The organism is Mycobacterium sp. NTMscope_MAC_12, assembly GCF_976985675.1.
The window spans coordinates 3,305,740-3,318,359 of record NZ_CDRJYY010000001.1 but is presented as its reverse complement, the minus strand read 5'-3'; the positions used below and the strand labels follow the sequence as shown (position 1 = coordinate 3,318,359).

Annotated in this window: 13 protein-coding genes; 8 read left to right on the top strand and 5 right to left on the bottom strand. The window is 70.7% G+C overall.

Translation table 11 applies throughout. The features are described from left to right. Positions 1 to 19: 19 nt before the first annotated feature. Entirely contained in the window at positions 20 to 847 is an 828-nt protein-coding gene (locus AC0KS4_RS14920; protein WP_238956278.1) for a class I SAM-dependent methyltransferase, read from the bottom strand. 179 nt (positions 848 to 1,026) lie between these two features. Between AC0KS4_RS14920 and fmt the strand changes: the two genes are divergently transcribed. From fmt to ribD, 4 genes are all read left to right on the top strand, one after another. Continuing rightward, positions 1,027 to 1,965, top strand: a complete 939-nt coding sequence (gene fmt, locus AC0KS4_RS14915) for a methionyl-tRNA formyltransferase (RefSeq protein WP_238956277.1) — start codon at positions 1,027 to 1,029, stop codon at positions 1,963 to 1,965. Next, positions 1,962 to 3,413 carry an RsmB/NOP family class I SAM-dependent RNA methyltransferase gene (locus AC0KS4_RS14910; protein WP_238956276.1) on the top strand — a complete coding sequence of 484 codons (1,452 nt, stop codon included), beginning with the start codon at positions 1,962 to 1,964 and terminating at the stop codon, positions 3,411 to 3,413. Before fmt ends, AC0KS4_RS14910 begins: the two co-directional genes overlap by 4 nt. 113 nt (positions 3,414 to 3,526) lie before the next feature. After that, positions 3,527 to 4,234 carry a ribulose-phosphate 3-epimerase gene (gene rpe / locus AC0KS4_RS14905; RefSeq protein ID WP_225330533.1) on the top strand — a complete coding sequence of 236 codons (708 nt, stop codon included), beginning with the start codon at positions 3,527 to 3,529 and terminating at the stop codon, positions 4,232 to 4,234. Beyond that, on the top strand, positions 4,231 to 5,256 hold the full coding sequence (gene ribD, locus AC0KS4_RS14900; RefSeq protein ID WP_238956275.1) for a bifunctional diaminohydroxyphosphoribosylaminopyrimidine deaminase/5-amino-6-(5-phosphoribosylamino)uracil reductase RibD: 1,026 nt from the start codon (positions 4,231 to 4,233) through the stop codon (positions 5,254 to 5,256). The genes rpe and ribD overlap by 4 nt, the downstream gene beginning before the upstream one ends. Before the next feature lie 8 nt (positions 5,257 to 5,264). On the opposite strand, the gene AC0KS4_RS14895 is transcribed toward ribD, so the two are convergent. Continuing rightward, entirely contained in the window at positions 5,265 to 6,821 is a 1,557-nt protein-coding gene (locus tag AC0KS4_RS14895) for an MFS transporter (RefSeq protein WP_238956274.1), read from the bottom strand. Beyond that, positions 6,818 to 7,525: an LppX_LprAFG lipoprotein gene (locus AC0KS4_RS14890; protein WP_225330529.1), complete on the bottom strand. Its 708-nt coding sequence runs from the start codon at positions 7,523 to 7,525 to the stop codon at positions 6,818 to 6,820. Before AC0KS4_RS14890 ends, AC0KS4_RS14895 begins: the two co-directional genes overlap by 4 nt. A 117-nt stretch (positions 7,526 to 7,642) precedes the next feature. On the opposite strand from AC0KS4_RS14890, the gene AC0KS4_RS14885 reads away from it, so the two are divergent. The 4 genes from AC0KS4_RS14885 to AC0KS4_RS14870 all read left to right on the top strand — a co-directional run bounded on the left by AC0KS4_RS14885 (position 7,643) and on the right by AC0KS4_RS14870 (position 10,627). After that, positions 7,643 to 8,242, top strand: coding sequence for a riboflavin synthase (locus AC0KS4_RS14885; protein ID WP_225330528.1), 600 nt, complete (start codon positions 7,643 to 7,645; stop codon positions 8,240 to 8,242). 123 nt (positions 8,243 to 8,365) lie between these two features. Continuing rightward, entirely contained in the window at positions 8,366 to 9,643 is a 1,278-nt protein-coding gene (locus AC0KS4_RS14880) for a bifunctional 3,4-dihydroxy-2-butanone-4-phosphate synthase/GTP cyclohydrolase II (protein WP_238956273.1), read from the top strand. A gap of 34 nt (positions 9,644 to 9,677) precedes the next feature. Continuing rightward, entirely contained in the window at positions 9,678 to 10,160 is a 483-nt protein-coding gene (ribH, locus tag AC0KS4_RS14875; RefSeq protein ID WP_225330526.1) for a 6,7-dimethyl-8-ribityllumazine synthase, read from the top strand. Next, positions 10,157 to 10,627, top strand: a complete 471-nt coding sequence (locus tag AC0KS4_RS14870; RefSeq protein WP_225330525.1) for a PH domain-containing protein — start codon at positions 10,157 to 10,159, stop codon at positions 10,625 to 10,627. The genes ribH and AC0KS4_RS14870 overlap by 4 nt, the downstream gene beginning before the upstream one ends. Before the next feature lie 90 nt (positions 10,628 to 10,717). Here the strand turns inward: AC0KS4_RS14870 and AC0KS4_RS14865 are convergent, their stop codons facing one another. Both AC0KS4_RS14865 and AC0KS4_RS14860 read right to left on the bottom strand, forming a co-directional pair. After that, a complete protein-coding gene (locus tag AC0KS4_RS14865) occupies positions 10,718 to 11,056 on the bottom strand; it encodes a hemophore-related protein (protein ID WP_225330524.1) in 339 nt (112 codons plus the stop codon). A gap of 103 nt (positions 11,057 to 11,159) precedes the next feature. Further along, positions 11,160 to 12,602, bottom strand: a complete 1,443-nt coding sequence (locus AC0KS4_RS14860; RefSeq protein WP_238956272.1) for a PPE family protein — start codon at positions 12,600 to 12,602, stop codon at positions 11,160 to 11,162. Positions 12,603 to 12,620 lie beyond the last annotated feature (18 nt).

The window sequence follows — 12,620 nt, the reverse complement described above, 5'->3', positions numbered from 1 at the left end:
CGCCAGGGTCGTACCCCGCCTAGGCGTCCCGCTTGGTGGCGGTGACCAGCAGGTACTCCCACCCCATCGTGCCGTCGACGAGGTGTTGCTGCGCGAGCTCGACGAGTTGGGCATCGAGCTCGGCGGCCAGCACCCGGTTGTGGCCGATGTTCGCGTAGGCCTCGATCGTCGGGCCGTAGTGCCGTTTGAAGTAGGCGTGCACGGCCTCGGCGCTGCCGAACCGGTCCACCGCCAACGTGCCACGCGCCGTGGTGATTTCGCCGATGCCCTCGCCCAGCAGCGCGGCGACGTAGCCCGGCCGCCCCCACAGCGCCGCCGGCGGCACGGGATGCGACAGGCTCGGCCGGTAGGGCCGGATGGTGGCCAGCATCCGCCCGAAGAAGCCCTCCGGGGTCCAGCTGATCACGCCGATCGTGCCGCCCGGCCGGCAGACCCGGACCAGCTCGCTGGCGGCGCGCTGCTGGTCGGGGGCGAACTGCACCCCGATCGCGGACATGACGACATCGAATTCGCCGTCGCCGAAGGGCAGCGCGTGCGCATTGGCTTCCCGGTAGTCGATCGTCAGGCCCTGCGCCGCGGCCCGGTCCCGCGAGCGCCGGAGCAACTCGGGGGTCAGGTCGGTGGAAACGACGGCGGCGCCGGCGGCGGCGGCCGGCAGCGAGATATTGCCCGAGCCGGCGGCGACGTCGAGGACCCGGACGCCGGGCCCGAGCCCGGTGGCCTGCACGAGGGCGGGGCCCAGCGGGGCCATCACTTCCTCGGCCATCAGGGCGTAGTCGCCCAGTGCCCAAACCGTGCGATGTGTGGCGGCGACTCGGGCGTCGCTGATGGTGGAGTCGACGGTCATCAGACCTCCTTGGGGGAAGGGAAAGGGTCGTTCGACGTCGATGTCGACACGAAACGGCGGGGTTCACGCCGCCAAATAATGACTCCCAGAAACAGTAGCCATAAGCAACAGTGTACGCACGCACACTCGGTCCGCTCGGGCGGGTCCGGCCGGCGTCCGGCGCTTCCTAGACTGGGCGGGTGCGCCTCGTCTTCGCCGGTACCCCCGAACCCGCGCTGCCCGCACTGCGCCGCCTCATCGACTCACCCCACCACGACGTGATCGCGGTGCTGACCCGGCCCGACGCCGCCGCCGGGCGGCGGGGCAAGCCGGAGCCCTCGCCGGTGGCCCGGGAGGCGCTCGACAGTGGCATTCCGGTGCTGCGGCCGTCGCGGCCGAACTCGGCGGAATTCGTTGCGGAGCTGTCGCAGTTGGGGCCGGACTGCTGTGCGGTCGTCGCTTACGGCGCGCTGCTGCGCGACGACCTGCTGGCGGTGCCCCCGCGGGGCTGGATCAACCTGCACTTCTCCCTGCTGCCCGCCTGGCGCGGCGCGGCGCCGGTGCAGGCGGCCATCGCCGCGGGGGACGCCATCACCGGGGCCTCGACGTTCCGGATCGAGCCGAGCCTGGACTCGGGCCCGATCTACGGAGTGGTGACCGAGACGATACGCCCGACCGATACCGCCGGGGAATTGCTTGAGCGACTGGCGATTTCGGGTGCGGCGCTGTTGTCGACCACCCTGGACGGCATCGCCGATTCGACGTTGACACCGCGGCCGCAACCGGCCGAGGGGGTCAGCATCGCACCCAAGATCACCGTCGAGCAGGCCCGGGTGCGCTGGGACCTGCCGGCGCTGGTGGTGGAACGCCGCATCCGTGCCGTCACGCCCAACCCCGGCGCCTGGACGGTGATCGGCGACCTGCGCATCAAAATCGGGCCGGTCGACGCCGGCGACGCATCCGGTTCGCCAGAACCGTTGCCGCCCGGCGCTATTCGCGTCGACCGCAAAAGCGTCTGGGTCGGCACCGGTTCCGCCCCGGTTCGCCTGGGCCAGATCCAGCCGCCCGGAAAGAAATTCATGAACGCGATCGACTGGGCGCGGGGTGCCCGGCTCGATCCCGCGGTGCGGGCGACATGAGCACCGGCCGTGACGGACGGCAGCGCCCGCGGCCGGACCGCAAGCCGCCGCGGCCGCAGCAACGCGACCGCCGCCCACCCCAGCGGGATCGCCGGCCCGCCCGCCGGCCGCTCGACCCGGCCCGGGCGGCCGCGTTCGAGGTGCTCCGGGCGGTCAGCGAGCGCGACGCGTACGCGAACCTGGCGCTGCCCGCGCTGCTGCGCGAGCGCGGAATCACCGGCCGCGACGCCGCATTCGCCACCGAGCTGACCTATGGCACCTGCCGCAGCCGCGGCCTGCTCGACGCGGTCATCGGCGCGGCCGCCGGGCGCGCCCCGAATGCCATCGACCCCGTCCTGCTCGACCTGCTGCGCCTCGGCGCGTATCAGTTGCTGCGCACCCGCGTCGACGCACACGCCGCGGTGTCCACCACCGTCGAACAGGCGGGGCTCGAATTCGACTCGGCGCGAGCGGGTTTCGTCAACGGGGTGCTGCGCACCATCTCCGGGCGCGACGAGAAATCCTGGGTGGAGGAGCTGGCCCCGGACCCGGCGCGGGACCCGATCGGGCATGCCGCCTTCGTGCACGCCCATCCCCGCTGGATCGCCCAGGCCTTCGCCGACGCGCTGGGCGGGGCCGCGGGCGAACTCGACGCGGTGCTCGCCAGCGATGACGAACGGCCCCAGGTGCATCTGGCCGCGCGCGCCGGCGCGATGACCGCCGCCGAACTGGCGGACGCCGTCGGCGGCACCGTCGGCCGCTACTCGCCGTACGCGGTGTACCTGCCGGGCGGCGATCCCGGGCGGCTGGCGCCGGTGCGCGACGCCCTCGCCCTGGTGCAGGACGAGGGCAGCCAGCTGGTGGCCCGCGCGCTGACCCTGGCGCCGGTCGACGGCGACGCCGGACGCTGGCTCGACCTGTGCGCCGGGCCGGGCGGGAAGACGGCGCTGCTGGCGTCGCTCGGTGCTGCGTCCGGGGCCCGCGTCACCGCGGTGGAGCCGGCCCCGCGCCGCGCCGACCTGGTGGCCGAGAACACCCGTGGCCTGCCGGTCGACGTGCTGCGGGTCGACGGCCGGCACACCGACCTCGAGCCGGCGTTCGACCGGGTGCTCGTCGACGCGCCCTGCACGGGGCTGGGGGCGCTGCGCCGCCGGCCCGAGGCCCGGTGGCGCCGTCAACCGGCCGATGTGCCGGCGCTGACCAAGCTGCAACGCGAACTGCTGGGCGCCGCGATCGCGCTGACCCGTCCCGGTGGCGTGGTGCTCTACGCCACCTGCTCGCCGCACCTGGCCGAAACCGTCGGGGTGGTCGCCGACGCGCTGCGCCGCTATCCGGTGAGCTCGCTGGACACCCGGCCGTTGTTCGAGCCCGTCCCGGGCTTGGGGGACGGGCCCTATGTCCAGCTGTGGCCCCACCGGCACGGCACCGACGCGATGTTCGCGGCCGCGCTGCGCCGCGAGGCGGGGTAACAAGGCCGCGACACAAAAGGACCCGGCCGCGGCCGCGCTGCGAAGCGGGGTAGCAGCCGCGAAGCGGGGTAGCGGCGCCGCCAGATGTGAACCGAGGCGCGCGGCTCAGTAGTCTGGCGCTCATGCCTGGCAACACGGAATCTTCGAAGGGGCCCCTGATCGCACCGTCGATCCTTTCCGCTGACTTTTCCCGGCTTGCCGACGAGGCCGCCGCCGTGACCGGCGCCGACTGGCTGCACGTCGACGTGATGGACAACCACTTCGTGCCCAACCTGACCCTCGGGCTGCCGGTGGTGGAGAGCCTGCTGGCGGCCACCACCATCCCGATGGACTGCCACCTGATGATCGAGGACCCCGACCGCTGGGCGCCGCCCTACGCCGAGGCGGGCGCCTACAACGTCACCTTCCACGCCGAGGCCACCGAGAATCCGATCGCGGTCGCACGCGACATCCGCGCCGCGGGCGCCAAAGCGGGCATCAGCGTGAAGCCGGGCACGCCGCTCGAGCCGTACCTCGAGATCCTGCCGCAGTTCGACACGCTGCTCATCATGTCGGTCGAGCCCGGTTTCGGCGGCCAGAGCTTCATCCCCGAGGTCCTGAGCAAGGTGCGCACCGCGCGCAAGCTCATCGACGCGGGGGAGTTGACGATCCTGGTCGAAATCGACGGGGGGATCAACGGGGACACCATCGAGCAGGCCGCCGAGGCGGGCGTCGACTGCTTCGTCGCGGGATCCGCCGTGTACGGCGCCGCCGATCCGGAGACCGCGATCGAGGCGTTGCGCCGACAGGCCGCCGGCGCCTCCCCGCACCTGCGTCGATGACCGTTTCGCCGGGCGAGGGCCTTGACGCCGCGATGCGCTTGGCGATCGAGCAGTCCAATCTCGTCAAGGGAACGACGTACCCGAATCCCCCGGTGGGCGCGGTCATCCTGGACGCCCGCGGGGAAGTGGTCGGCGTGGGCGGCACCGAACCGGCCGGCGGCGACCACGCCGAGATCCTGGCGCTGCGCCGCGCCGGCGACCTGGCCGCCGGTGGAACCGCCGTGGTGACCCTCGAGCCGTGCAACCACTACGGCAAGACGCCGCCGTGCGTGAACGCGCTGCTGGACGCCAAGGTGAGCACGGTGGTCTACGCGGTCGCCGACCCGAACCCGGAGGCCGCCGGGGGCGCGGCCCGGCTCGCGGAGGCGGGCGTCGCGGTGCGCTCGGGTGTGCTGGCCGACGAGGTGGCCGGCGGGCCGCTGCGGGAGTGGCTGCACAAGCAGCGGACCGGGCTGCCGCACCTGACGTGGAAGTACGCCAGCAGCGTCGATGGCCGCAGCGCCGCGGCCGACGGCTCCAGCCAGTGGATTTCCAGCGAGGCCTCGCGGCTGGACCTGCATCGCCGCCGCGGGGCGTGCGAGGCGATCGTGGTGGGCACCGGCACGGTGCTGGCCGACGACCCGGCGCTGACCGCCCGGTTGCCCGACGGCTCGCTGGCCGAGCGGCAGCCGCTGCGGGTTGTCGTGGGGATGCGCGAAATACCTTCGGAGGCAAAGGTTCTCAACGACGATTCGCGAACGATGCTGATCCGGACGCACGACCCCATGGAGGTGCTCAAGGCGGTCTCGGACCGCACCGACGTGCTGCTGGAGGGTGGCCCGACCCTGGCGGGCGCCTTCCTGCGGGCGGGGGCGGTGGATCGGATCCTCGCCTACGTCGCGCCGACCTTGTTGGGTGGTCCGGTCACCGCGGTCGACGACGTTGGAGTGTCCACGATCGCGCGGGCGTTGCGCTGGCAGTTCGACGGAATCGATCGGGTGGGCCCCGACGTGGTGCTCAGCCTGGTGCCGCGCGAGGGCTAGCGGCGCGCCTAGCGTTCGCTCAGTGAAACTTCTTGCGGCTCAGGGATTTCCGGCTCCTCGGCGTGTTCCTTGCGGCCGCCGATCAGCAGACCCAGCAGCGCGCCCGCGATGCAGATCACGACGGTGGCCGCGAAGATGTCGCCGTACATCATGGCGAAGGCCTTGAGGTACATCGTTCCCTGCGCGGCGATCCGCTCCAACAGCGTGGCGTCCGGCGGGATCGCGGCCGTCAGGCCCGCCACGATCTGGTTGAACCGATACAGGCCCCACGCGCTGAGCGCGGCCACCCCGATCAGCATGCCCGTCATCCGGGCGACCACCACGGCCGCCGAGGCGATGCCGTGCTGGGCCGACGGGACGACACGCAGCGCGGCCGACGTCAGCGGCCCGATGACCAGTCCGAGGCCGAAACCCGCCACCAACAGGTCGGCGTGCAGCACGGGGACGTTGAGCAGCCCCAGGATGTTGTGCTTTTGGCTCATCACGTCCTGGCGCCAGTAGTGGATCAGCCAGTAGCCGTATGCCGCGATCATCAGGCCGACGAACGTCACCGCACGGTCGCCGACGCGGGTGGCGATCCACCCGCCCAGCACCGCGCCGATCGGCAGCGCGATCAGGAACCACAGCAACAGCCCGGCCGCCTGTGTCTGGGTCTGCCCCAGCACACCCTGACCGAACAGCTCGACGTCGACCAGCGTCACCATCAGCGCCGCGCCCGCGAACAATGAGGCGCCCAGCGCGGCCAGGAACGGCCGGAAGCGCACGCCGGCCGGTTCGATCAGCCGGGTCCGGGAGAAGCGCTCCCACAGCAGGAACAGCACCCCGACCACGGCCGCGCCGATCACCAGCGGCAACCCGTAGCTGGGCAGGATCTCTTTGCCGTCGGGCTGCGGGTTGTACAGGCCGATCACCGCGAGGCCCAGCGCGACGGCGAGCAGCACACCGCCGACCAGATCGACCTTCTCGGGCGTTTCGGTGCGTTCGTGCGACGGCAGGCTGAACTGGATCATCACCATCGCGATGAGGGTCAGCGGGACGTTGATCCAGAACACGTAGCGCCAGTCGTGGAACAAGAAGACGATGAAGATCCCGTACAGCGGGCCCAGCACGCTGCCGAGCTCCTGGGCGGCACCGATCCCGCCGAGCACGCCGGCGCGGTTGCGCTGCGCCCACAGGTCCGCGCCCAGCGCGAGGGTGACCGGCAGCAGCGCGCCGCTGGCCACACCCTGGATGGTGCGGCCGCCGACCAGCAGGTGAAAATCGCCCCAGTGACCGGCCAGCGCCGTGACCACCGAGCCGACCATGAACAGCGCCAGGCTGACCTGCAGCACCAGCTTGCGGCCGAACCGGTCGGACGCCCGCCCCAGCAGCGGCATGGCGGCGATGTAGCCCAGCAGGTACATCGTGATGATCCAGGTGATGCGCTGCAGCTGGTTAATCGGGATGTGAACGTCGGTCATGATGTCGCGCATGATCGTCACGACGACATAGGCGTCCAGGGCGCCCAGCAGCACCGCCAGACTGCCGGCGCTGATCGCGACGCGCCGCCCGGTCTGTGTGGTCACGAGCTCACCGGGGGCTTGGTCACCTGAACCTGCTCGCCCCACTTCGACAGGGTGACCTCGGCGGAATTGCCCGAACTCTTCTGCAGATTGGCCCGGACCAGCTGGTGGTCACCGCTCTCCTGGATCCACACCGTGCTCGGGACCCGCTGAGTCGCGTTGAACTGCGGCACGATCTTGTTCACCGCGTCGGCCGACACGTTCCCGCTGACCTTGATGGTGTTCTGCCCGTCGATGGTCTCGCGGCCCTCGGCCTTGGCGTCGCTGAAGTTCGCCAGCGCGTTGCCCAGCCCGCTGTCCGGGTTCAGCAGCACCGACACGTCGTAGATGTCGGACGCCTTGCCGAAGTCACTCCACTTGTTGGGGGTGAGGGTGGCGTACAGGATCCCGTCGACGACGACGAAGTTGGCGTCGATGTCGGAGCCGCCCAGGGTGATGGTGGCGTTGCCCGACGCGGCGGTGGCCGGCGCCGTGGTGAGGTCACCGGTCAGCGTCTTGATGGGGAGCCCGGGGATCTTGCCCTGGATGCTCAGCGCGATGTGCGCGCTCTGCACCTTCTTGGTGGCGTCGGCCGACTGCTTGACCAAGGTCGTGCCGTCGGGGAGTGGCGCGCCGCTCTGCTTTGAGCCCGACGAGCAGCCGGCGATCAAGGCGGTGGCGAGGGTCAGGGATGCGAGGACGGCCGATAGACGGCGGCGGGTCTGCATACTCGCATCGTAGAGGGTGCCGGTGACTGCCCTGGTGAACGCGGGGGGCCGGTGTCGCCGGTGCGACGGTGTTTGCCCTGCTCATCCGCGCGAGTGCGGGCCAATTAGCCTTGGGTGATGTTTACCGGAATTGTCGAGGAACTCGGGGAGGTGGCGGGCCGCGACGTCCTTTCCGACGCGGCGCGGCTGACCATTCGCGGAGCCGTCGTGACCGCGGACGCGGGCCACGGCGATTCGATCGCCGTCAACGGCGTGTGCCTGACCGTGGCCGAGCTGCTGCCCGGCGGGCTTTTCACCGCGGACGTGATGGGCGAAACCCTGAACCGGTCCAACCTGGGCGAATTGCAGGTCGGCAGCCGGGTGAACCTGGAGCGCGCCGCGGCCGTCAACAGCCGGCTGGGCGGGCACATCGTGCAGGGCCACGTCGACGGGACCGGGCAGATCGTGGCGCGCACGCCGTCCGAGCACTGGGAGGTGGTGCGCATCGAGATCCCCGCGGAGGTGGCCCGCTACGTCGTGGAGAAGGGGTCGATCACCGTCGACGGGATTTCGCTGACGGTGTCCGGGCTGGGTGCCGACCCGCGCGACTGGTTCGAGGTTTCGTTGATTCCCACCACCCGCGAACTGACCACCCTGGGCCAGGCTCCGGTCGGGACGCAGGTGAACCTCGAGGTCGACGTGATCGCGAAATACGTCGAGCGGTTGATGTCCCGCTGATCAAGCCGTCGCAATAACCGCGGCGTCGGCGTGGTTCATACTGAATGCAACACGTGGACTTCTCGTGTGAGCCGTTTTTGACAGTGTTCCCGCCCGGAAAGCGGGGACGGCGAGGTAGCAGAGATGACGAGGTTGGACTCCGTCGAGAGGGCGGTTGCCGACATTGCGGCCGGCAAGGCCGTCATCGTCATCGACGACGAGGACCGTGAGAACGAGGGCGATCTGATCTTCGCCGCCGAGAAGGCGACGCCGGAGATGGTGGCGTTCATGGTGCGCTACACCTCGGGATACCTGTGCGTGCCGCTGGACGGCGCGATCTGCGACCGTCTGGGGCTGCTGCCGATGTACGCGGTGAACCAGGACAAGCACGGAACCGCCTACACCGTCACGGTGGACGCGAAAGATGGTGTGGGAACCGGTATTTCGGCGTCGGACCGCGCCACCACGATGCGCTTGCTGGCCAACCCCATTAGCGTCGCCGACGATTTCACCCGCCCCGGTCACGTGGTTCCGTTGCGCGCCAAGGACGGTGGCGTGCTGCGCCGGCCCGGCCACACCGAGGCCGCGGTCGACCTGGCCCGGATGGCCGGCCTGCAGCCCGCGGGCGCCATCTGCGAGATCGTCAGCCAAAAGGACGAAGGCGCGATGGCGCAGACCGACGAGCTGCGGGTGTTCGCCGACGAACACGACCTCGCGATGATCACGATCGCCGACCTGATCGAGTGGCGGCGCAAGCACGAGAAACACATCGCCCGCATCGCCGAGGCCCGGATACCGACCCGGCACGGCGAATTCCGTGCCATCGGCTACGCCAGCATCTACGAGGAGGTCGAACACGTCGCGCTGGTGCGCGGCGACATCGCCGGGCCGGACTCCGACGGTGACGACGTGCTGGTGCGCGTGCACTCCGAGTGCCTGACCGGCGACGTCTTCGGTTCCCGCCGCTGCGACTGCGGGCCGCAGCTGGACGCCGCCATGGCGATGGTCGCCCGCGAGGGGCGCGGCATCGTGCTGTACATGCGCGGCCACGAGGGCCGCGGCATCGGCCTGATGCACAAACTGCAGGCCTATCAGCTGCAGGACGCCGGCGAAGACACCGTCGACGCCAACCTGAAACTTGGATTGCCCGCCGACGCAAGGGATTACGGGATCGGCGCGCAGATCCTCGTCGACCTCGGCGTGCGCTCGATGCGGCTGCTGACCAACAACCCGGCCAAGCGCGTCGGGCTGGACGGGTACGGCCTGCACATCATCGAGCGGGTGCCGCTGCCGGTGCGCGCCAATTCGGAGAACATCCGTTACCTGATGACCAAGCGGGACAAGATGGGCCACGACCTGGCCGGGCTGGACGACTTCCACGAATCCATCCATCTCCCAGGTGAGTTCGGCGGTGCGCTGTGACCGCCCGACCCGCTAGCGGGGGAGAGCGGCGCCGATGAGTGGTGGCGCCGGCGTGCCGGAAGTGCCGGCGCTTGACGCCTCCGGTGTGCGGCTGGGCATCGTGGCCAGCACCTGGCACAGCGAGATCTGCGACGCGCTGCTGGACGGCGCGCGCAAAGTCGCCGCCGACTCGGGCGTCGACGACCCCACCGTGGTCCGCGTGCTCGGCGCCATCGAGATCCCGGTGGTGGCCCAGGAGCTCGCCCGCACCCATGACGCCGTCGTCGCGCTGGGCGTCGTGATCCGCGGGCAGACACCACATTTCGAGTACGTCTGTGACGCGGTGACCCAGGGCCTGACCCGGGTTTCGCTGGACGCGTCGACCCCGGTGGCCAACGGCGTGCTGACCACCGACAACGAGGAACAGGCGCTGGATCGCGCCGGGCTCCCGGCGTCGGCCGAGGACAAGGGTGCCCAGGCGACCGGGGCGGCGCTGTCGGCGGCGCTCACCCTGCGCGAGTTGCGCGCCCGGTCGTGACGTCGTCACCCGACCGCGAGACCTGGGATGCGGTGCTGCGCCCCCACCGCACGCCGTTATTCGCCTACGGGGCAGCGGTGCTCATCGCCGGCGCGCACATCGTGGTGGGCCTGTTGCTCAAGGTGAAGTCCACCGGCGTGGTGTTTCAGACCGCCGACCAGGTGGCGATCGCGGTGCTGGGGCTGGTCATCGCCGGCATCGTGCTGTTGTTTGCCCGGCCCCGGCTGCGGGTCGGGCCGTCGGGCGTATCTGTGCGAAACCTGTTGGGGGACAAGCTGATCGAGTGGCCCGATGTCGTCGGTGTCTCGTTTCCGGTGGGCCACCGGTGGGCGCGCATCGACTTGCCCGACGACGAGTACATCCCGGTGATGGCCATCCAGGCCGTCGACAAGGGCCGCGCGGTGCGTGCCATGGACACGGTGCGCGCGCTGCTGGCGCGCTATCGGCCGGACCTACCGACCCCCTGAGCGCCGCAACGACGCCTCCCCGGTGTCAGCCAGGGAGGCGCCGTCGCTGAGGACCTGACGCTTGAGTCGGAAAGCCCGTATCGGACGCACTCAGTATCGAGTGCAGTCCGTCATCATCTGCTGGAAAATCGGCAGGGCCTGCTGGGCCCCCTGGTTGTGCTCGATCGCGCGCAGCAGATTCACGCGCTGATCGGGCGACGACGCCAGGTACTGCTGCAAGAACTGCTGGTTCGGCGGCGACTGGTCGAGGTACTGAGCGGCCATCGGGTTCTCCGCGTGCACCGCCCGCATCGCCTGGTCGTAGCTACAGGTCGTGTTGATCATCGGACCGTAATCGGGGCTGGCGGATGCGACCCCGGCCCCAGCGGTCGACGCCAAAGCCAGGCCGCCGACGGTGACGGCCAGTTTGGCCCACGAACGCTTCATCATTTACGGACTCCCTCCATTGCTGTGCCCCCACTCTAACGTTGAGTTAGAGGGTTGGTAGCCAGAACCGAGTCCGCCCAAACCGCCGGCAACGCGCGCGGGCCGCTCAGGGCGCGTCCGCCCGTCCCGGTTCCGGACCCTCGCTTTCGGGGCCCCAGCTGCTCGGTAGCAGCGGCATTCGGGGTCCGTCGTCCAAGGAATCGCCGGCAATTGTGGTCAATCCCACCGGGGCAGCATCCGCCCCGCGGGCGGTGCCGGCGAACCCCATGGGCCCCGCGCCCCGGTCCGAAGCCGCCACCGGGGTTTTGCCGGCGGCATCCGCCTCCGGCTCCCCGTTGAGGTACTCGTAGCGGCGCCCGGGGTCGATCAGGCCCGGCCGCTGGCGGCGCCGGCGGCGGGCCTGTTCCCGCCGGGCCGGGGCGGCCGCCGCGCCCACGGTGCCGGGCTGGGCCGATCTCTGCTCGGCCCGCGCGTCGGCGCGGACGTCCGCGCCGGCCCCGATGCCCGGCGGGCCGACGACGTACGGGGAGCTGAAGCCGGGGACGGCGGTCGCGGGGGGCGCCGCGGGCGCCGCGACGGGTGCCGGGGCCGCGGCCGGTGTGGCCGCGGGGACCGGGGCCGGCGCCGGGGCCGGGGCGGGGGTGCTCAGCCCGGGGGCCATCGCGACGGGTGTTCCGGTGTGGGACGGCGCCGGCGCGGGCTGGGCGGCGCCGGCCAGCCCGGCCAACCCCGCCAGGCCCGCCGCCCCCGCGACGGGCAGGAAGGGGACGATCAGCCCGATCGAGAGCTGGGTCAATTGCGGCACTTGGGGAATGAACGTGTAGAGCGACTCGCCCGCCCAGTGCGGAACCTTGAGGAGCAGCGGGTCGGTCAGCAGCGTGTGGATGGCCGTAGACGGGTTGGATCCAGAGCTCAGGTCCGTGTGGAGCTCTTGGGCCACCATTTCCACGCGATCTACCCACCAGCTCAGCTGATCCGCGCCCCCGCCCGCATCTTGGTTGGGGGGGTTGGCCAGCTGGATCGCCGGGGGCGGCGCGGTGGGTGGGACCCACGTCATCGCTGTCTGGGAGACCGCTTCATACATCGCCATCGCGGTGGCCGCCCGCAGCCACATCTGCAGATAGTCGAACTCGTTTTGCGCGATCGGAATCGTATTGACACCAAGGAAATTCGTCGCTATCAGGGAGGCGTTCAGGGCTTTGTTGGCTGCTATCTCTGCCAGTGTCGGCATGGCCGCCACCGCGGCGTTGTACGCCGCGATCACGGTGTCGTGCTCGAGGGCCGCCGCCGAGGCGTTGGCGCTGTTCTGTAAAAGCCAGGCCAGGTACGGCACGTGCGCGGCCACGAACTTCTCCGCCGTGGGGCCCTGCCACGTCCCGGCCTGCACCTCGGCCAACAAGTCGCTGAGTTCTTGGGCCGCCGCATCGTATTCCTGACTCAACGTCAGCCACGCCGCTTCCGAGTTCAGCAACGATGCGGGCCCCGGGCCGGTGGAGAGCGCAGCCGAATTCACTTCCGGCGGGAAGGCCGCCCAGATCGGCATCGTCATCGTTGGCCACCTCGTCGT